This is a genomic window from Olsenella sp. HMSC062G07 (genome assembly GCF_001811895.1).
In the GTDB taxonomy this organism is placed as follows: domain Bacteria; phylum Actinomycetota; class Coriobacteriia; order Coriobacteriales; family Atopobiaceae; genus Olsenella_F; species Olsenella_F massiliensis.
The window spans coordinates 1035573-1053951 of record NZ_KV806951.1; the positions used below are offsets into that span (position 1 = coordinate 1035573).

At 66.3% G+C, this 18379-nt stretch carries 21 protein-coding genes; 10 read left to right on the forward strand and 11 right to left on the reverse strand.

Features of this window, described 5'->3' with window-relative positions:
* Window positions 1–40: 40 nt before the first annotated feature.
* From HMPREF2826_RS07825 to HMPREF2826_RS07840, 4 genes are all read left to right on the forward strand, one after another.
* A complete protein-coding gene (locus HMPREF2826_RS07825) occupies window positions 41–661 on the forward strand; it encodes a YcxB family protein (RefSeq protein WP_070640747.1) in 621 nt (206 codons plus the stop codon).
* A 280-nt stretch (window positions 662–941) separates the two neighbouring features.
* Window positions 942–1127 (forward strand): ferredoxin, encoded by a 186-nt coding sequence (locus tag HMPREF2826_RS07830; protein WP_070640749.1) that lies wholly within the window; start codon window positions 942–944, stop codon window positions 1125–1127.
* A gap of 68 nt (window positions 1128–1195) precedes the next feature.
* Window positions 1196–1834 (forward strand): Maf family protein, encoded by a 639-nt coding sequence (locus tag HMPREF2826_RS07835; protein WP_371440581.1) that lies wholly within the window; start codon window positions 1196–1198, stop codon window positions 1832–1834.
* A gap of 67 nt (window positions 1835–1901) precedes the next feature.
* Window positions 1902–2879, forward strand: coding sequence for a P1 family peptidase (locus HMPREF2826_RS07840; protein ID WP_070640751.1), 978 nt, complete (start codon window positions 1902–1904; stop codon window positions 2877–2879).
* 96 nt (window positions 2880–2975) lie between these two features.
* Here the strand turns inward: HMPREF2826_RS07840 and HMPREF2826_RS07845 are convergent, their stop codons facing one another.
* Together HMPREF2826_RS07845 and glf are read right to left on the reverse strand one after the other, a co-directional pair.
* On the reverse strand, window positions 2976–4010 hold the full coding sequence (locus HMPREF2826_RS07845) for a glycosyltransferase family 2 protein (RefSeq protein ID WP_070640753.1): 1035 nt from the start codon (window positions 4008–4010) through the stop codon (window positions 2976–2978).
* Window positions 4011–4046: 36 nt separating this feature from the next.
* A complete protein-coding gene (gene glf / locus HMPREF2826_RS07850) occupies window positions 4047–5246 on the reverse strand; it encodes a UDP-galactopyranose mutase (RefSeq protein WP_070640755.1) in 1200 nt (399 codons plus the stop codon).
* A 225-nt stretch (window positions 5247–5471) separates the two neighbouring features.
* On the opposite strand from glf, the gene pta reads away from it, so the two are divergent.
* Window positions 5472–6479: a phosphate acetyltransferase gene (gene pta / locus HMPREF2826_RS07855; protein ID WP_070640757.1), complete on the forward strand. Its 1008-nt coding sequence runs from the start codon at window positions 5472–5474 to the stop codon at window positions 6477–6479.
* 146 nt (window positions 6480–6625) lie between these two features.
* On the opposite strand, the gene HMPREF2826_RS07860 is transcribed toward pta, so the two are convergent.
* From HMPREF2826_RS07860 to rnd, 9 genes are all read right to left on the reverse strand, one after another.
* A complete protein-coding gene (locus HMPREF2826_RS07860; RefSeq protein WP_070640760.1) occupies window positions 6626–6982 on the reverse strand; it encodes a DUF488 domain-containing protein in 357 nt (118 codons plus the stop codon).
* 99 nt (window positions 6983–7081) lie between these two features.
* A complete protein-coding gene (locus tag HMPREF2826_RS07865) occupies window positions 7082–7267 on the reverse strand; it encodes a hypothetical protein (protein WP_070640762.1) in 186 nt (61 codons plus the stop codon).
* 123 nt (window positions 7268–7390) lie between these two features.
* Window positions 7391–8986, reverse strand: coding sequence for a phosphoenolpyruvate carboxykinase (ATP) (pckA, locus tag HMPREF2826_RS07870; RefSeq protein ID WP_070640764.1), 1596 nt, complete (start codon window positions 8984–8986; stop codon window positions 7391–7393).
* Between the two features lie 226 nt (window positions 8987–9212).
* Window positions 9213–10394: an acetate/propionate family kinase gene (locus tag HMPREF2826_RS07875; protein WP_070640765.1), complete on the reverse strand. Its 1182-nt coding sequence runs from the start codon at window positions 10392–10394 to the stop codon at window positions 9213–9215.
* A gap of 129 nt (window positions 10395–10523) precedes the next feature.
* Window positions 10524–10892 carry a histidine triad nucleotide-binding protein gene (locus HMPREF2826_RS07880; protein ID WP_058270527.1) on the reverse strand — a complete coding sequence of 123 codons (369 nt, stop codon included), beginning with the start codon at window positions 10890–10892 and terminating at the stop codon, window positions 10524–10526.
* A gap of 162 nt (window positions 10893–11054) precedes the next feature.
* Complete coding sequence (xseB, locus tag HMPREF2826_RS07885; protein WP_371440582.1) at window positions 11055–11333, reverse strand: exodeoxyribonuclease VII small subunit; 279 nt, start codon at window positions 11331–11333, stop codon at window positions 11055–11057.
* 113 nt (window positions 11334–11446) lie between these two features.
* Window positions 11447–12823: an exodeoxyribonuclease VII large subunit gene (xseA, locus tag HMPREF2826_RS07890; RefSeq protein WP_246824719.1), complete on the reverse strand. Its 1377-nt coding sequence runs from the start codon at window positions 12821–12823 to the stop codon at window positions 11447–11449.
* Window position 12824: 1 nt separating this feature from the next.
* Window positions 12825–13511, reverse strand: a complete 687-nt coding sequence (locus HMPREF2826_RS07895; RefSeq protein WP_070640770.1) for a zinc metallopeptidase — start codon at window positions 13509–13511, stop codon at window positions 12825–12827.
* 237 nt (window positions 13512–13748) lie between these two features.
* Complete coding sequence (gene rnd, locus HMPREF2826_RS07900; protein ID WP_070641281.1) at window positions 13749–14894, reverse strand: ribonuclease D; 1146 nt, start codon at window positions 14892–14894, stop codon at window positions 13749–13751.
* Between the two features lie 121 nt (window positions 14895–15015).
* Here rnd and HMPREF2826_RS07905 point away from each other — a divergent pair, with 121 nt between their 5' ends.
* The 5 genes from HMPREF2826_RS07905 (at window position 15016) to HMPREF2826_RS07925 (ending at window position 18313) form a co-directional block, all read left to right on the forward strand.
* Window positions 15016–15960, forward strand: a complete 945-nt coding sequence (locus tag HMPREF2826_RS07905) for a diacylglycerol/lipid kinase family protein (RefSeq protein ID WP_070640772.1) — start codon at window positions 15016–15018, stop codon at window positions 15958–15960.
* Window positions 15961–15965: 5 nt separating this feature from the next.
* Complete coding sequence (locus tag HMPREF2826_RS07910) at window positions 15966–16412, forward strand: (deoxy)nucleoside triphosphate pyrophosphohydrolase (RefSeq protein ID WP_070640774.1); 447 nt, start codon at window positions 15966–15968, stop codon at window positions 16410–16412.
* Between the two features lie 62 nt (window positions 16413–16474).
* The gene (locus HMPREF2826_RS07915; protein ID WP_070640776.1) at window positions 16475–16795 is read left to right on the forward strand and encodes a hypothetical protein; all 321 of its coding nucleotides are present in this window, start codon (window positions 16475–16477) and stop codon (window positions 16793–16795) included.
* Between the two features lie 94 nt (window positions 16796–16889).
* The gene (thyA, locus tag HMPREF2826_RS07920; protein ID WP_070640778.1) at window positions 16890–17738 is read left to right on the forward strand and encodes a thymidylate synthase; all 849 of its coding nucleotides are present in this window, start codon (window positions 16890–16892) and stop codon (window positions 17736–17738) included.
* Between the two features lie 26 nt (window positions 17739–17764).
* The gene (locus tag HMPREF2826_RS07925; protein WP_070640779.1) at window positions 17765–18313 is read left to right on the forward strand and encodes a dihydrofolate reductase; all 549 of its coding nucleotides are present in this window, start codon (window positions 17765–17767) and stop codon (window positions 18311–18313) included.
* Window positions 18314–18379: the final 66 nt, after the last annotated feature.

The window sequence follows — 18379 nt, forward strand, 5'->3', positions numbered from 1 at the left end:
GCCGCCATCAGTAAGGCTACAGCGACCTTGGAGGGCAAGCATGGGAACCTTTAGGAACGAGTACGCCGTCGACGAGGACGCCATCAGGGAGTATGCGTCGTCATGGCTGCGACATGCATACTTCTCTTCGTATAGTCGGGCCTTGTGCGTCATCCTGACGCTGCTTGGCGCTCTTTTCGTCGCATGCGCGCTGACGTTTCCCCTGAGGCAGAGCTATATGACTCTAGGCGTGCTTGACCTGCTTCTTTGCGCGTCCATGTTCGCCATGTGGCGCATCAGGCTCAAAGAGGCCGTCAAGGTCACGCAGGTGAGAATCAAGCTCCTGCGCAAGGACGACCGTGTCGCCCGCTACGAGTTTCATGATGACGCATGCGTCATCGCCGCCCAGGACGGTGCCAAGACGCAGACGCTCCCTCTGTCGTCAATCAAGGATCGCTATGAGAGCGAGCGATTCTATTTCGTCGTCTTTGACGGGGCTATCGTCGTCCAGCTGAGCAAGACGGGCTTCACCTCCGGGACGTTCGAGGACTTCAAGGCGTGCATCGAGGCGTACCCGGCAAGGAGGCCCCTGCGGGCGCGTGTCGTCGGACTGTGCCTGACGTGCATCGCGGCGGCAAACATATATATGCTGTTCGAGGCGTTCCGCCCGCCCCTGCCCTGACGATGGCCCCGGAGGCCTTGCCACGTGACGCTCCCGTTCAAAGTGTACGTTGCTACGGCTAGCTTTTGCGTTTGCCCAGGATGCGAAAATCAAACGGCCGCGAAACGTACAGGTTCGCAGGCGCGTCGCCTTGGCGGCTCTGCCGAGTGCCGCTTTGCCTGCACAGACGGCGCTTTCCACTTTTTCGTCAATGTCGCTGGCGTTTTAGGGCGAGTCATAGTACAAAGGTTGAAGTGACTTGGGTACGGGACCCAGGGTTCAACGAGCGAGAGGATACATCATGAAGGCTACCGTTAACGAGGATTGCATCGGCTGCGGCGTCTGCGAGTCCACCTGCCCCGACGTCTTCGAGATCGGCGACGAGGGCATCGCGGTCGTCGTCGTTGACGAGGTCCCCGAGGACGCCGAGGACAGCGCCCAGGAGGCTCAGGACAACTGCCCCGTCTCCGCCATCACCATCGAGTAGGTCTCGCGTCGACAGAGCACGGCGAAAGCGGGCCTCTCGGGGCCTGCTTCTTTCTATGGAGAGCTTTCGTGACGCCACGAACCGACATCCCCCGCATCATCCTCGCCTCGTCGTCACCCCGTCGGCGGGAGCTTCTTGAGCGCCTCAAACTGAGCTTTGAGCAGCGGCCGGCTAACGTGGACGAGCGCCGCAGGGCAAACGAGGGCCCTCGGGACCTCGTGGCGCGCCTCGCGCATGACAAGGCCGCCGCCTGCACGGGCATGCTCGGCGACGAGCGCGCGCACGTCGTGGTGATCGCGGCCGACACCACCGTATGGACTGACGGGGGACGCGTCCTGGGCAAGCCGCGCGACGCCGAGGACGCCCGCGCGACCCTGCGCGCCCTGTCCGGCAGGGTCCATCATGTCTCGACGGGCGTCGAGCTCATATGGGAGGAGCGGCGCCGTTCGTTCGTGGAGACCACCGACGTCCGCTTTCATGAGCTTTCCGACGCGGCCGTCAGCGCCTACGTGGCGAGCGGCGAGCCGATGGACAAGGCGGGGTCCTACGGCATACAGGGACGCGGGAGTCTGCTCGTGAGCGACATACGCGGCGATTACACGAACGTGGTGGGGCTTCCCCTCTCCCGGCTCGTCCGCGAGCTCGACGAGCTCATGGGCCCCCAGGGCGCGGGCGCGAGCCTGCTGGAGCGGGCGCTGAGGGGCTGAGGGGCGCCGCGGGCCGACACACGGCCACCACGCCGCATAAGAGGACACCATCGCCGAGGAGGCATGCATGACACACCGCATCACGGACATCAACCAGGTCGAGGGCTTCTGCGCAGCCAGCGCGGAGAACGCCCGGACGGGCACGGGCTGCACGGTCATCCTGTGCCCCCAGGGCGCCGTAGGCGCCGTGGACGTGCGTGGGGGCGCTCCGGCCACGCGCGAGACGGACTTGCTGCGCCCCGAGGAGACCGTGCAGGTCCTGCACGGCGTGGTCCTCTCGGGCGGAAGCGCCTACGGCCTGGCGGCCTCCTGCGGGGTGGCCGAGGAGCTCGAGCGTCGTGGCGTGGGCCTGGACGTGGGCGTGGGCCTGGTGCCCATCGTGAGCTCCGCCTGTGTGTTTGACCTTGCCTGCGGTGAGCCGTCGCCGCGTCCCGACGCGAGCATGGGCGCGCGGGCGTGCGCGCGGGCCCTCGAGCCGGGAGCCTCCCTCACAAGCGGCAACCACGGAGCCGGCTGCGGCTGCTCGGTGGGAAAGTTCGCCGGCCCAACGCGCAGCATGAAGGGAGGCCTCGGGCAGGGCGCGGCGAGCCGGGGCAAGCTCGTGGTCGCCGCCGTCAGCGCGGTCAACGCCTGCGGCAGCGTCATCGACCCCGCCTGCGGAAGGGTGCTGGCGGGAACCTTGGACGAGACGGGGACGACGCCGCTGGACGCGAGGGCGGCGCTTGAGCTCGCCCTGGGAGCGGACCCCCTCATCCGCGGCAACACGACCGTGTCCTGCGTGGTCACGAACGCGCGCCTCACCAAGGCGCAGGCGACCAAGGTCGCCCAGATGGCGGCCGACGCCTACGCCCACGCCATCGTCCCCACGCACACCACCAACGACGGCGACACCGTCTTCGTGATGGCCCACGGCGACGTCGAGGCGAGCGTGGACTCGGTGGGCATGCTGGCCGTCACGGCTCTTGAGGAGGCCATCGTCGACGCCGTCAGGGCCGCCACGGCGGCCTATGGCCTCAAGGCCGCGCGCGACCTGGCGCCGGCGTAGGAACCGGCACGCACGGTCTCATGCGCCCGCGACGCCCGCCTTGGGCGCTCGTCGCGGGCGTTCGCCGTCGCGGGGCCGGGACGAGTCGATTGACGCCTAGTTGAACTTGAAGAGCTTCTGGGCCACCCGATAGATCCACAGCGTGGTCTTGGTGCCACCCTTGCCCGGGAGGTTGGTGCTGATGCCCACGATGCCCCGACGCGCCCGACGGTACATGCGCGGGTCGAACTCCTTGAGCTCGGCCCAGAGCGCATCGAGGTTGTCCATGGCGTCGGGCTTGTCCGACAGCCGCGAGAAGATGGAGCACACGGCCATCATCAACGTGAAGTAGCCGACCATGTAGCTGCGGAGCTTGGGACTCTCGACGTCGTCGTACAGATGGTAGGCGTGCATCATGATGCTCGTGACCCTCAGCTGCTGGTCGATGCGGCTCACCATGACGCTCTCGTTGACCGACTGGTCCTCCCGACCGATGAAGTAGCGATAGAGGTCGACGTCAAGATAGTAGAGCGTCTTGCAGCGCGGGAGCGGGACGTAGGCGTAGATGTTGTCGACGTAGAAGGTGTGGGCCGGCATGGGCACGCCGCCGTCCAACAGGACGTCCGTGCGATAGGTCAGGGAGTGCATGAGGAGGTTCTGGGCCAGGTTAAAGTGACCGATCTTCTCCCAGCCCATGATCTTGCCCTTGGGCAGGGCAAAGCCGTAGTCCACGGGCACCTGCTTGCCGTCCTCCACGTGCTCGTAGACGTAGTTGGTGACCACGAGGTCAACGCGGGTGTCCAGGCGAATGAACGCTCGGAGGCGCTCGAGCAGGGCGGCGAGGGCGCCGGCCTCGAGCCAGTCGTCGGAGTCGACGACCTTGAAGTAGACGCCGTCGGCGTTCTCGATGCCCTTGAGGACCGCCTTGCCATGCCCGCCGTTCTCTTGGTGGACGGCCTTGACGATGGTGGGATACCGTCGTTGCCACTCCTGGGCCCTGGCGAGCGTGTCGTCCTTGGCGGACCCGTCATCCACGACAATGACCTGCACGTCCTCCGCCTCGCCGCTGCCCTCGATGATGGAGGCTATGCAGTGGTCCATGTACGCGGCTGAGTTGTAGCAGGGTATGCCGAAGCTGATCGTCTTCTGCATCTATTTACTGCACCTCTGTCGTTATGTTGCCAATGTCTAGTGGCTCTGAATGATCTCGTCGGAAAGCTCGAGAGCGGAGGCGACGACCCCGTCCATGTCGTAGTAGCGGTACTCGGCAAGCCGGCCGACCACGTGGAAGTTGAGCACCCCACGGACGCGGTCGCGATAGGCCTGGTAGAGCTCGCGGTTCTTGGCGTTGCCGATGACGTAATAGGGGGTCTCACCCACGCCGGGAAGATACTCGCGCGAGTACTCGCGCAGGATGGTGGTCTTGCCCGGGACCACCTGGCCCGTCATGTTCTTGAACTCCGTGATGCGGGTGAAGTTCTCGCTCACGGTGTAGTTGACCGTGCCGACCGGCTGGAACTGGTCCATGTCGAGCGTCTCGAAGACCATGTCCACCGTGCGGTAGGGCAACGCGCCCAAATCCAGGTCAAAGAGCTCGTCAAGGGCGCCCGTGTAGATGACCTCCCCGCCATAGGGCTTGCCGCACACCTCGACCGTGCTCTCCTTGACCTTGAGGATGTCGCGCACGTCCACGTCGAGGAACACGTTGATGAGGTCGTGGTCGAGCATGTGCTCGAAGAGCGTCGTGTAGCCCTCCGCGGGCATGCCCTGATGGGGGGCCTGGGGAAAGTAGCGGTCGTCGTCTCCGACGAAGACGGGCACCCGCGAGGTGACGGCCGCGTCGATCTGGTCGGGCGTCTTGCCCCACTGCTTCATGGTGTAGTGCAGAAAGACGTTCTCGTACACATAGTCCGCGACCTCCTCGAGGTCGGGGTCGTTCTTGCGACGCAACTCCAGGATGGGGACCTTCTTGTTCTCGCCGAAGGTCGCCACGAGCTTCTGGTAGAGCTCCTCGCCCCGCTCGTCGCCAAAGGCGAGCCTCAGGCTCCGATGGTTGAAGGGAACCGGCATGAGCGTGCCATGCACGTTGGCGAGGACCTTGTGCGAGTACTCGGTCCACGAGGTGAAGCGCGAGAGAAACTCATGCACGCGCTCGTCGGCGGTGTGATAGATGTGCGGGCCGTACTTGTGGACGAGAACGCCCGCCTCGTCCTCGTAGTCGTACGCGTTGCCGGCGATGTGCGAGCGACGCTCCACGACGGCCACCTTGCTGCCACAGGCCTCGGTAAGGCGACGCGCGCACACGGCTCCGGCATACCCGGCACCGACGACGATCGCGTCGTACGACTGAGGGCTGAACCCCTCGGGAAGGCCATGGCTGATGCTCATGCTGTAGACTCCTTCAATTCTGCCGCAGCTCGCACGCGGCCCGATAAAATGCGGTGAACGCAATATCATTTACCGACGCACAGTCACCGCCAAACGATTGGCGGTCTGATTCTATCACGCGTTTGTATAATGGAGATGCGTTGGCCCAAACACCAGCATACGTTCATCTTCACTTCGAGTGGGCAGGACCCGCGCACTTATACCGTCTGTCGATTGGAGCATCCCATGAGTGAGTGGATCGAGAAGGTCAAGGACCGGGCGAAGAAGCAGAAGAAGACCATCGTCCTGCCCGAGAGCGAAGATCCCCGCGTCATCGAGGCCGCCAAGAAGGCCCTTGCGGCCGGCATCGCCAACATCGTGATCCTGGGCGATTCCGACAAGGTTGACGTCCCCGGCGCGACCGTCATCAACCCGCGCCACTCCGACAAGCATGAGGCCTACGCACAGAAGTTCGCCAAGCTGCGCGCCCGCAAGGGCGTGACGATCGTCCAGGCGCGCGAGAACATGAACGACGCCACCTACTTTGGCATGATGATGGTCAAGATGGGCGACGCCGACGGCCTGGTCTCCGGTGCCTGCCACTCCACGGCCAACACGCTGCGCCCCGCGCTTCAGATCCTGAAGACCGCCCCGGACGCCAAGCTCGTCTCGGCCTTCTTCGTGGTCTGCTCGCCCAAGCACGAGTACGGCGACAAGGGCACCCTCATCTTTGCGGACAGCGGCCTCAACATCGACCCCACCGCCGAGGAGCTCGTGGAGATCGCCGCGTCCACGGCCAAGACCTGGCGGGGCTTCATGGAGGACGAGCCTCGGATCGGCATGATGTCCTTCACCACCATGGGGTCCGCCAAGGGTGCGGTGCCTGACAAGATGCAGGAGGCCACCCGGCTCGCGAACAAGCGCTACCCCGAGCTTGAGCTTGACGGCGACCTGCAGGTTGACGCCGCGCTCGTGCCCGAGGTCGCCACCATCAAGGCGCCGCACTCGCACGTCGCCGGCAAGGTCAACATCATGATCTTCCCCGACCTGGCCTGCGGCAACATCTCCTACAAGCTCGTCCAGCGCTTTGGTGACGCGGAGGCGTACGGACCGCTGCTCCAGGGCATCGCGAAGCCCGTCAACGACCTGTCCCGCGGCTGCTCGCCCGACGACGTCGTGGGCGTCATTGCCATCACCTGCGTCCAGGCCCAGATGATGGATGCCGCCATGGCAAGGGCCGAGTCCGAGGCCTAGCCACGGCAGGCCGCCCGCACGCGCCAGCGGTGCGCGCCATGCGCCCCACAGCACGACCGGGACCCCTCCCGCCCTCGGGAGGGGTCCCGTTGTCTGAGACGCCCTCGCGCCATGCACATGCTCGAGCGTCAGGTTGGGCGACATCCCTACGACGACAACGTCCGCAGCACGTCGGCAAGGACGACGACATGGTTCATGCGCTCGTCTCTGGCGGCAAAGATCAGGGACATCCTGGGGGCAGAGGCCGCCCAACCCAAAAGTCGTCGCGCCGCACCACTGGCCGCAAGCTCGGCGCGATAGGCCGCGGAGAAGTCCTCGAAGCTCACGTCACCGCGATGCCAGGACGTCCTGAGCTCAACGCTGGGTGCCACGTCCTTGTCCCACAGGTCAAGCTGCGCCCGCTGTTTGGAGATGCCTCGTGGCCAGAGCCTGTCCACCAGCACGCGCAGCCCGTCCTGGGGACTCGGCCTCTCATACACGCGCTTGAGCGCGATGTCGGGCATGACGCATCACACTCCCCTCACGTGATGACCCGCCGTTTGACGGATTGACACGACGAGCCGATGGCGGCGCTGCTAATCGGCGTCGTGGCATTGCGGGCGTCAGCGCCCCGGGCGCGTCTCGGCCCAGACGTGCCCGCACCTGCGGCAGACGTACTGACAGATCGTGCCTCCGCCGCCGTCGCTCATGCTGCCCAGCAGCTCCACGTCATCGCTCCCGCACTGAGGGCAGTCGGGCTGCAGAAGATACGCGTCGAGCGCGTCCCCGCTGATCTCGTCGGTCGCCACGACGAACTCCTTCCCTTCCTTGCGTCGCGTCCCTGCCGACGGCGCGGCCGCGCCCGCGCCTACGGCCGGCAACGCATGACGGCGGCGGCGCGACGGCTCCGGCGTCAGGCCCGCACCTTAGTCCTACGCCTGGGGCTGAGGTCCAGCGGCGCGCACCGCGTCGGTCATGTCGGGGTACTTTGCGTTGGCGTTGTCCACAAACATCTGGGCGAGGGCGCGGGCCGCCCGGTCGTACTCCGCCTTGTCGAGCCAGGTGTCCCGCGGGTTGAGGATGCGGGGGTCAACACCGTCAACGTGCTGGGGGATGTCGACGTTGAGGACCGGGTCGTGAACGAACGTGGCGTCTTCCACGCTGCCGGAGAGCGCGGCGCTCACCATGAGGCGTGTGGACGCGAGGTCCATGCGCGCACCCGTGCCGTAGGGGCCGCCCGTCCAGCCGGTGTTGATCAGATAGACGCGCGTTCCCGAGCGTTCCATCTTGGCGCCAAACATGTCGGCGTACCACAGCGGCGAAAGGGGCATGAACGGCTCGCCAAAGAGCGTGGAGAAGGTGGGGACCGGCTGGTCGACGCCGCGCTCCGTGCCGGCCACCTTGCTGGTGAAGCCCGAGAGGAAGTGATACATGGCGCCATCCCGGCCCAGGCGTGAGATGGGCGGCAGGACGCCAAAGGAGTCGCAGGTGAGGAAGATCACCACATTGGGATAGCGTCCCTGTCCCATGACCTGGGCGTTCTTGATGTAGTCGATGGGATAGGCGGCGCGGGTGTTCTCGGTGAGCGAACCGTCGAAGAAGTCGGGCCTGCGGGTGACGGGGTCAATCACGACGTTCTCGCAGATGCTGCCAAAGCGAATGGCGTCAAAGATCTCGGGCTCCGTCACCGCGGAGATGCGAATGGCCTTGGCATAGCAGCCGCCCTCGAGGTTGAAGACGCTGTTCTCCGCCCAGCCGTGCTCGTCGTCACCGATGAGCATGCGCTGGGGGTCGGCCGAGAGGGTCGTCTTGCCCGTGCCCGAAAGGCCAAAGAACACGGCCGTCTCGCCCGTCACGGGGTCCATGTTGGCCGAGGAGTGCATGGGTAGCACGTTGTCCTCGACGGGCAGGAGGTAGTTCATGACCGAGAAGACGGCCTTCTTGATTTCGCCGGAGTACATGGTGCCCGCGACGATGATCTCGTGGGTCTCGAAGTTGATGAGGACGGCCGCCTCGGAATGCGCGTGATGCACGGATGGGTCCAGCTTGAGGCCCGGGGCAACCAGCACGCTGAAGTCCTGGGGCTCAAAGTCCGCGAGCTGACGTCGTGAGGGCCTGACGAGCAGCTGGCGGGCAAAGAGGGCCTGGCTGGCCCTCTCGCACACCACCAGGAACTTGCGACACCAGCGCCGGTCGGCGCCGGCGATGGCGTGGACGATGTACAGGTCGCGCACCTTGAGATAGTCGCAGACGGCCTGCTTGACGCGCTGGTAGTCCTCCACGGCGAACGGCTTGTTCGCGGTGCCCCACGCGATGACGTCATGGACGTCCGGCGTGTCCACGATGAAGCGGTCGTGCGGGGAGCGGCCGGTGTAGGCGCCCGTCTTGACGCAGAGGGACCCGTTGGAGGCAAGAGAGCCCTCGTTTGACCTGATGGCCTTCTCTATGAGGGTCGCGGGGGCGGCGTCAGTGAGGATGGCGCCCCGGCACTCCCCCAAGCCGCAGATCGCAAGCTGATCTTGAATCATGAGACCTCCAGATGGTATGAAATAGGCATAAGCACGCAAATTCTTAAGTAAATACGCGCAACTGTTGTCATCCTATACCAGATGCGCGAGGCCAGCCTCACGCATATGCGAGACGGTATCCTTTTTTCGGCAAAGGCCCGGGGCGGTGGCGTGTCGCCTGACAGACGCAAGGCCACCTTCGCCGGTGCGAGGGTGGCCTTGGTGACGTCCTTATGCGCTGGGCAGGCTACCTGCCGAGCAGCGCCTCCACGTCGTAGGCGATCATGAGCTCCTCGTTGGTGGGAACCACGAGCACCTTGACCTTGGAGTCCGCCGCGGAGATGAGGCGCGCCTCGTCGGAGCGGACCTTGTTGAGCTCGGGGTCGATCTTGACGCCGAGCCACGCGAGCTCCTGGGCGACCCCGGCGCGCATGGTGGCCGAGTTCTCGCCGATGCCCGCCGAGAAGGCCATGGCGTCAAAGCCCTGGAGCGACTGCGCCATCTCGGCGATGAGCTGGCCCGTGCGATAGTAGAACATGTCCAGCGCCATCTGGCAGTTGGCGTCGCCCGCGGCGGCCCCCTCCTCGATGTCGCGCGAGTCGGACGAGCGACCCGACAGGGCGAGCATGCCCGCCTGCTTGTTCATCATGGTGTCAACCTCGTCGATGGAGTAGCCGCCCTCGCGGACGAGGTAGCAGACCGTGGCGGGGTCGATGGTGCCGCAGCGCGTGCCCATGATGAGGCCGTCCAGCGGCGTGAGGCCCATGGTGGTGTCCTTGTCCCTGCCGTCCTCGATGGCCGAGAGCGACGCGCCGGAACCCAAATGGCAGCTGACGAGCTTGTGGACGTCGCCGCACAAGAACTCTCTGGTCGTGCGCCAGATGTAGCGGTGCGAGGTGCCGTGCGCCCCGTACTTGCGGATGTGAAGCCTGTCCACCACGTCGCGCGGCAGCGCGTAGCGCCAGGCCTTCTCGGGGATGTCGTAGTGGAACGAGGTGTCCGCGACGATCACGTTGCCGATGGAGGGAAACATGTTGCGACAGATCTCGATGACGTCGGCCTCGGCGTAGTTATGGAGCGGCGCCAGGGGCGCGACCTCGCGGACCCAGCCCAGGGTCTCGTCCGTCACCACCTTGGACTCGGGAAAGTACCAGCCGCCCTGGACCACGCGATGGCCGATGCCCTCGATGGCCGCAGCGTCAAAGCCGGCCTGGGCCAGAAGGTCAAAGACGTGCTTGATCGCGGTCTTGTGGTCAGGAAGCTCGACCTCGAGCTTCTGCTTGCCGCCGTCGTTCTCCTCATGCCCGATGAAGGACCCGTCGATGCCGATGCGCTCGCAGTTGCCCTTGGCGAAGACCTCCTTGCTCTTGGTGTCGAGCAGCTGGTACTTCAAAGACGAGCTGCCTGCGTTGATGACGAGAACTCTCATGACGTTCCTTTCGTTGGTTCGCTCCAGAGGAGGTGCGCGTAGCCTCACGATGTGCTACGACACGACTATCATACGCCACGCGTCGCTCCCACGACGCCTTCGAGCCTCAAGCGGGACGCACGACGCCCGTCAGGGGCGCACGGCGGCGCCCTCCCCCATGTCGGGCGAGAGCTCCCTGCCCCCCAGCAGATGGACGTGGAGATGACGTACCGTCTGACCGGCGTCATCCCCCTTGTTGGTAACGAGCCTGAAGCCGCTGGACTCGACGCCCTCGCTCCGGGCGACCTCGCCGGCGGCATGGGCGAGGGCCTCGAGCACCTTGGCGGGAACCCCGTCGAGCACGTCGTCGTAATGCTCCTTCGGGACGATCAGGACGTGCGTGGGAGCCAGGGGCGACACGTCGCGAAAGGCACAGACGAGGTCGTCCTCGTACACGTAGTCGGACTCGACCTGATGGTTGGCAATCTTGCAGAAGATACAGTCATCCCTCGTCGCCATGGGGCTCTCCTCAATCGTCGCATGCGTCATGACCGGCACGGGACGCACGTCTCCTCCAGCCGGCCCATGCAAGGGCCGGCGGGACGGGGAACGTGCCGTCCCTGGCATATCCCTAGCATATCGCAGCCACGCGACCGCAGGCGACAGACGCTCCGCGCGTCGTCAGTCGTCGAGAAAGCCGGTCGACGGCGCCGCCGAGCTGTCCTGCGCGAGGGGCTCGCCCTCGGCCGCGTCGTCCATCAGCACCGTCACCTTCTGCTCGGCGGCGGCGAGACGCTCGCGGAGGCTCTTGAGGAGCTCCACGCCACGCGTGTAGTAGCTCAGCGAGTCCTCGAGCTCGAGCTCCCCTCCCTCCAGCGCTCGCACGACCTGCTCCAGCTCGATGGACGCCTCCTTGAAGCTCATGTCCGCTATGCTGCGATCAGACGAATTCCCTGACACCTTCACTCCCATCCGCCGCGGCGCAGAGCGCCTGTCTGACAGTTTTTGTCACGTCTCGACCATGTCCGCCCTGCCCCGTGCCGTCTTTGGCCTCGCGGGGCGGCGAGGCCTCCCTACGTCTGGCTGAGCTTCCGCACGACCGCCGTCGCCGACCCGCGCCCCAGGCGCAGGCTGACCTCGTCGCCCACCAGAAGCTGGTCGGCGCCGCCCACCACCCTGCCCCGGGCGTCCCGCACGATCGCGTAGCCCCGCGAGAGCACCTTGAGCGGCGAGAGCGCCTCAAGAGAGGAGGCGGCCCGGACTACCTGGGCGTCAAAGGGCCTGAGCAGGCGCCCCGAGAGGGACCTGAGCCGCAGTGCGCGACCTTCCAGGTCCTGCCGGCGACGCGTCAGGACCCGAGGCAACGTGGCGTGCAGTCGCTCCTCGGTCATGCTCAGGGACTCCTCCCTTCCCTCGAGGCTCGCGAGGGGGCTGGCAAGGCAGCGACGGGTCGCCAGGGCGCTCACGGCGGCCGCGCGGGCGTCGAGCGACGCCCTGACGTCCTTGCGCATGAGGCGGTCCGTGGCGTCAAGGCGCGCGCCCACGTCACGCGACCAGCGCTCGAGGGTGACGCGCATCCGACGCTCGCGCTCATGGATGACCGAGACGAGCTCGTCCAGCGGGGGGGCCACGGACTCCGCCGCCGTCGAGGGCGTGGACTGGCGACGGTCGGCCACCATGTCGCAGATGGAGGTGTCCGGCTCATGGCCGATGCCCGTGACCACCGGAACGGGACAGGAGGCCACGGCGCGGGCGAGGGTCTCGTCGTTAAAGCACATGAGGTCCTCGAAGGAACCCCCGCCACGGACGAGAAGGATGACGTCGGGCCGCGCCGCGGCGGCGCGGCGAAGGGCGCGGACGATCGTGGCCGGCGCCTGGTCACCCTGCACCGAGCAGTTGGAGGCGAGAATCTCCACCAGGGGGTTCCGGCGCGCGAGCGTGCGCTTGACGTCGTCGATGACACTGCCCGAAAGCGAGGTGACGACGGCGACCCGCGTGCAGAAAGGCGGAATCGGACGCTTGCGCGCAGGGTCCATGAGACCCTCTCGCTCGAGCCTGCGCGCCAGCTCGGCGACGCGCTGACGCAGGAGGCCCTCCCCCTGCAGGCGCAGGCTCGCGGCCTTGAACGAAAGCTTGCCGCTCGCGCCGTACACGTCAAAGGACCCCGTCATCAGCAGGCTCATGCCATCCTTGAGCGTGAAGCCGCAAGCCTGGTAGATGCCACGCCACACGATGACGGACATGGACGACTGGTCGTCCTTCAGGGTGAAGTAGCAGTGGCCCGAGCGTGCGTTGGGTCCGCGAAAGCCGCTCACCTCGCCGAGGACCACCATGCTCCCCAGCCCGCTGACGGCGCCGTTTGCCCTGGACACCGCCTCCGTGACGCTCAGGGACGCCTCCGCGGAAGGCGTCGCGCCCGCCGTGAGGCCCCACTCCCGCAAAGAGGCCACGCTATTGCCTCCGGCTGGTACGACCGACCAGGTACAGCAGCTGAAGCACGGAGACGAGCGCCGCGGCCACGTAGGTGAGGGCCGCCGCGGTGAGCACCTGCCGGGCCCCCCGCTCGTCGATGCCCGTGCCGGCATGCCCCAGGTAGGCGACCGCGCGGCGCGAGGCGTCGATCTCGACGGGAAGGGTCACCAGATGAAAGACGACCGAGAGCGCAAAGAGGATGATGGCCGCCTGCGCGAGGCCGGCCAGGTCCAGCAGTAGGCCCGCGATGAGCACGATCATCCAGATCTGCTGCGCAAAGTTGACGACGGGCACCAATGCCGTGCGCATGCGGCCCGGCAGATAGCCGCGCGCCGTCTGGACCGCGTGGCCCGCCTCGTGGCAGGCGACAGCGACGGAGGCGACCGACCCGCCCTCGCAGTTCTCCTCAGAGAGATGCAGCATGTTGTCACGGGGGTCATAGAAGTCGGTGAGGTGACCTTCGACGCTGGTGATGCCCACCGCCGACGCGCCCTCGGCGTCAAGCATCCTGCGCGCGACCTCGCGACCCGTCTCCCCTGCGGTCGCCTCGACGTGAGACCACTTTCTGTAGGTTGATTGTATGTATGCCTGAGTGAACCCGCCCAGGATGACCGACGCGATGACGATGCCCCAATAGCCCAGGTCCATGCCATAGCCTACGTACATTGAACCCCTCCTTGCGCATGACGGCCGACGTGTACGGACGTTATACCCATGATCCGGCACCCGATGGCGCACGGCCCGCGTGCAGCGACGCAAAGGGCCCGCCCCCACACGCGCACCCCCACACCCTTTTGCAACGAGTCTAGCAGAGGTCCCGGACGCAAGGAAAAACGTCGCCCGCGCACCCCAGGCCGCGAGCGCGAACGGGCGCCCGCACGCAGGGGCGTCCGAAAGCGCCGCCTAGAGCAGCTCGACGCGGCCGTCCTTGACCGTCAGGCCCATTTCGCCCGCCAGAAGGCGGGAGAGCGGCCCTCCCACCAGGTCATGACGCCATCCCGACGTCGCGAGACGCGCATCCCGCCTTCCGGAGGCAAAGTCGATGAGGTCGTCCTTGGTAGCCACGAGCTGCGGGGCGATGCCCTGACGGTCGGCGACGATGCGCAGCGTCGCGTACATGAGGTCAAGGACGCCCTCCATGTCCTGGCTGGGACGCTCGTGACGGGTCTTCTGGGGGTAGTCCTGGGGATCGCAGGCCAATCCCCGGGCGACGGACGCCACGAGAGCCGCGGCGTCGCGCTCCCCGAGCGACTCCGCCCCACGGATGCGGCGAAGGCGCTCCACCGAGCGGGGCGCCCGCTTGCTCGCCTCCAGCAGCAGCTCGTCGGAGGCCACCCACTTGCGCGGCAGGTCGCGTCGCGACGCCTCCCGTTCCCTCCAGGCGCAGACCTCGCGTGCCACCGCGAGCTGACGGCGCGTGAGCGACGAGGCGCGCCGGAGATGCACGAAGGCGTCCAGGGGGTCACGGCGGTAGCGGCGGGGGTCGGCGAGCTCCTCCATCTCGGGCATCACCCAGGACAGGCGCTCCTCGCGCGAGAGGCGCCCCATCATGAGCTCATAGATGCCGGGCAGGAACCTCACGTCGTCCTCGGCATAGCTGAGCTGCTCGTCGTCAAGCGGGCGACGCGACCAGTCGGTGAGGGACTCCGCCTTGGGCAGACGGACGCCGCAGAGCTCCTCCACGAGGGCACCGTAGCCAATCTGCTGACGAAGCCCCAGGAACGCGGCGGCGAGCTGCGTGTCGAACACGGGGGCGACCTCACAGCCCAGGGAGTCCTGGATGACTTCGAGGTCCTGCGAGCAGGCATGGAAGACTTTCGTGATCGTCCGGTCGCCCAAGAGCGAGACGAGCGGCGTGAGGTCCGTGACCAGCAGCGGGTCTATGCAGGCGCCCTCGAAGGCGTCACCCCGCCCAAACCCCACCTGGACGAGGCAGAGCTTGGGATGATAGGTCCTCTCACGGATGAACTCGGTGTCAACGGCAATGACTCCAGACCTGCCCGCACGCTCGCAGAACTGGGTGAGCTTGGCTGCATCGCTAATGTACACGTGATCTCGATTCGCTTTCGACATGTCAAAAAAGAGTACCATCAAGGCGAGACGGACCCTTCTTCCGGCGAGCCAGAAGGGTCCTCGCACCCATCATGATAACAAGGAAGGCGGACCTCGCGTGCGCTACCTCATAGTTCATAACAGCCAGTCCGGCTTTGGGTCGGACGCCATCTTTGAGTTTGAGCGCTTCCTCGTGAGGCAGCGCGACGAGTGCGTGCTGCGGGTCCTGCCCGAGACGGGCGGGGCCGACGAGGCCGTCGCCGACGCGGACGACTTTGACGTGGTCGTGGCGTCGGGCGGGGACGGCACTGTGGCGAGCCTTCTATACGCGCTCAGGGGCTGCACGACACCCGTTTGCGTGTTTCCGTCGGGAACGGCCAACCTCCTCGTGACCAACCTGGGCAACGCCATGGAACCGCGGGCCCTCGCACGGGCCTGCCACGACGGCCGCTGGGCCTCGACGGACCTGGGTCAGATCGGCTGGGAGGACGAGGGCGGCCAACACCATGAGCGCGGCTTCGTCATCATGGCGGGCATCGGCTTTGACGCCCAGATCATGCGGAGCGCCCTGCCTAACAAGCGCGACATGGGCGAGGCGGCCTACTTTGCCGCCGTCCTCTCGAACATGCACCCCAAGGTCACGCACTTCACGATCGACTGCGACGGCGTGCGGTATGAGCGGGACGGCATCGCCTGCGTCGCCTGCAACACGGCCATGATGCAGGGCGGCATAGAGCTCATCCCCAATACGCGCATGGACGACGGCCTGCTTGACCTCATGGTCATACGGACGACCGAGACGGTCGGCCTCATCAGGCCCATGTTCGCCGGCCTCCTTGACCGGGCCGGCAAGAGGCTCGACCGGCCTCACCTTGAGCATCTCTGCGGCAGCGCCATCACGGTGCGCTCCGCTGATCCCCTTCCCATCCAGGCGGACGGCGAGGCCGCGCCCGGCACCGGCACCTTTGGCTTCACGGCGCGCGTGCTGCCTGGATGCAACCGGCTCATCGTTGACGGGGGGAGCTCCTACGCGCCCGCCCCGGCGTCTGCGGCCGCGAGGTAGGCCCCATGTTCGAGCCTGACGCGAGGGCGCTCCCGCTGGGCGGCGGACCACAGACGCTGCGCGTGGTGGCGGCCGTCATCTTCTTCCAGGGGCGCGTCCTGGCAGGGCGACGCGGCGGCGGCAGGCTCGCGGGCGGGTGGGAGTTTCCCGGCGGCAAGGTTGAGTCGGGAGAGTCTGACCTGGACGCCCTGCGACGCGAGATCCGCGAGGAGCTCGCCTGCGAGGTGACGGACCCAAGGCCCGTCTACGTCGTCACCTTCGACTACCCGGACTTCCGCCTGCACATGCCGTGCTTTGCCTGCGGCCTTGCCCCGGGGGACGCCCCACGCGCCCTCGTCCACACCGACCTGCTCTGGCTCTCACGAGACGAGCTCTGGGAGCCGGCGTGGCTGCCTGCCGACCGCGGCCTCATCGCCCATCTTGAGACGCATTGGGAGGAGCTGCGACGCTAGCCGTCATCTTGATTGCATCTCGTCTATCATGGAGCTGTCACCGCACACGAAAGGAAGTCCCCATGGACACCAACGCGAACACGCCTGGCCCCGTCATCGAGACCGCCTCCGCCACGACGTCGCCTGACAACGCCAACTCGGGCAGCACCGTCTACATCGTCGCAGCCATCGTCTCTTTGCTGCTCATCGGCATGTCCGTGATGCTTGCTCAGCCCGTTGAGCGCCTCGTGGAGAGCTACGCGGAGGAGTATTACGACCCTGACGTCGTCTATCTGGACCCCATGTTTGACGGGGAGTTCGAGGAATTCGGCGTATACGGCAGGTACGACGGCCGCCGCGACACGTACGAACACGGGGGCGAATCCTGGCGTCTGGACGCCTAGCGAACGTCGCGACGACGAGGGAGGCACGACCCCTCGCACACGACGGGCGACCTCTTCCGCACCAGCCCCACCGCATCAGGAGGCAGAGCGACGCATGAGCAAGGCAGACGAGACCTTCGTCCGCATGTGCGCGGACATCATCGAGCATGGCACCACCACGCAGGGCGAGCGGGTGCGCCCGCACTGGGCGGACGGCAGCCCCGCCTACACCATCAAGCGCTTTGGCGTCTGCAACCGCTATGACCTGCGCGAGGAGTTTCCCGCCCTCACGCTCAGGCGCACGGCGCTCAAGAGCTGCATGGACGAGGTCCTCTGGATCTACCAGCGAAAGTCAAGCAACGTCCATGACCTCGCCCCTCACATCTGGGACGAGTGGGCCGACGCGGACGGGTCCATCGGCAAGGCCTACGGCTATCAGGTGGGACAGGTCTCGCACTACGCCGACGGTGACTTTGACCAGATGGACCGCGTCCTCAAGGACCTGCGTGACGACCCGTACTCCCGCCGCATCATGACGAACCTTTACAACGTGCACGACCTTTCCCAGATGCACCTCTACCCCTGCGCGTACAATGCGGTCTATAACGTCACGCACGCCGCCGGCGACGAGCGTCTCACGCTCAACCTTCTGCTCGTGCAGCGCAGCCAGGACGTGCTCGCGGCCAACAACTGGAACGTCTGCCAATATGCCATCCTTTTGATGATGGTCGCGCAGTCGTCGGGGATGGTGGCCGGCGAGCTGGTGCACATGATCGCGGACGCCCACATCTACGACCGTCACGTCGACATCGTCCGCGAGCTTATCGGCAGGCCCCAGCACCCCGCCCCGCGCGTGTCACTCACCCCCGCCGTCACGGACTTCTACGCCTTCACCATCGACGACCTCATCGTCGAGGGCTACGAGCACGGCCCCCAGGTGAGGGACATCCCCATAGCCGTCTGAGTGACGGCACGAGAGGGGCGCATGCCATGAACGCCATCGTTTCCGTCACGCGCGACTGGGGCATCGGTCTCAAGGGACGCCTGCTCGTACGCAACCGTGAGGACATGCGCCACTTTGTGCGCATGACCAGCGGCGGCGTCGTCCTCATGGGACGCGCGACCTTCGAGAGCCTCCCTGGCGGTCCCCTCAAGGGGCGCAGAAACGTCATCCTCACGCATGACGCGGCCTACGAGCGGACGGGCTTCCCGCGAGCGGGCAGGCCGCAGGAGGGGACCCCAGGCGTCCTGGTCGGCGGCTACGAGGTCTACAACACGACTGACGACGCGCTCGCGGCGCTCTCGTCGGAAGATCCCAACCACGTGTGGCTCATCGGGGGGGCGAGCGTGTACCGCAGGCTGCTGCCGCTCTGCTCGCGCGCCGTCGTGACCATGAACGACATCCTGCTGCCCGCAGACGCCTACTTTCCTCGGCTGGACGAGGACCCCCGGTGGCGACTTGAGCGGACGGACGAGGGCGGCGTCACGGATGACGGGGTGCCGTTTGAGTATCGAAGCTACGTACGCCTGACCAGCTGATCTGGACATCCTTCGTCCGCACCGGGCGCGCCGAAGCGCTCACCGACGAGGGGGCGCCGGCACATG

Excerpts from the sequence above, each read along its gene's own strand:
- HMPREF2826_RS07825 (WP_070640747.1), top strand. The coding sequence starts at position 41 with ATGGGAACCTTTAGGAACGAGTACGCCGTCGACGAGGACGCCATCAGG.
- HMPREF2826_RS07830 (WP_070640749.1), top strand. The coding sequence starts at position 942 with ATGAAGGCTACCGTTAACGAGGATTGCATCGGCTGCGGCGTCTGCGAG.
- HMPREF2826_RS07840 (WP_070640751.1), top strand. The coding sequence starts at position 1,902 with ATGACACACCGCATCACGGACATCAACCAGGTCGAGGGCTTCTGCGCA.
- HMPREF2826_RS07845 (WP_070640753.1), bottom strand. The coding sequence starts at position 4,010 with ATGCAGAAGACGATCAGCTTCGGCATACCCTGCTACAACTCAGCCGCG.
- glf (WP_070640755.1), bottom strand. The coding sequence starts at position 5,246 with ATGAGCATCAGCCATGGCCTTCCCGAGGGGTTCAGCCCTCAGTCGTAC.
- pta (WP_070640757.1), top strand. The coding sequence starts at position 5,472 with ATGAGTGAGTGGATCGAGAAGGTCAAGGACCGGGCGAAGAAGCAGAAG.
- HMPREF2826_RS07860 (WP_070640760.1), bottom strand. The coding sequence starts at position 6,982 with ATGCCCGACATCGCGCTCAAGCGCGTGTATGAGAGGCCGAGTCCCCAG.
- pckA (WP_070640764.1), bottom strand. The coding sequence starts at position 8,986 with ATGATTCAAGATCAGCTTGCGATCTGCGGCTTGGGGGAGTGCCGGGGC.
- HMPREF2826_RS07875 (WP_070640765.1), bottom strand. The coding sequence starts at position 10,394 with ATGAGAGTTCTCGTCATCAACGCAGGCAGCTCGTCTTTGAAGTACCAG.
- HMPREF2826_RS07880 (WP_058270527.1), bottom strand. The coding sequence starts at position 10,892 with ATGGCGACGAGGGATGACTGTATCTTCTGCAAGATTGCCAACCATCAG.
- HMPREF2826_RS07895 (WP_070640770.1), bottom strand. The coding sequence starts at position 13,511 with ATGTACGTAGGCTATGGCATGGACCTGGGCTATTGGGGCATCGTCATC.
- HMPREF2826_RS07910 (WP_070640774.1), top strand. The coding sequence starts at position 15,966 with ATGTTCGAGCCTGACGCGAGGGCGCTCCCGCTGGGCGGCGGACCACAG.
- HMPREF2826_RS07915 (WP_070640776.1), top strand. The coding sequence starts at position 16,475 with ATGGACACCAACGCGAACACGCCTGGCCCCGTCATCGAGACCGCCTCC.
- thyA (WP_070640778.1), top strand. The coding sequence starts at position 16,890 with ATGAGCAAGGCAGACGAGACCTTCGTCCGCATGTGCGCGGACATCATC.
- HMPREF2826_RS07925 (WP_070640779.1), top strand. The coding sequence starts at position 17,765 with ATGAACGCCATCGTTTCCGTCACGCGCGACTGGGGCATCGGTCTCAAG.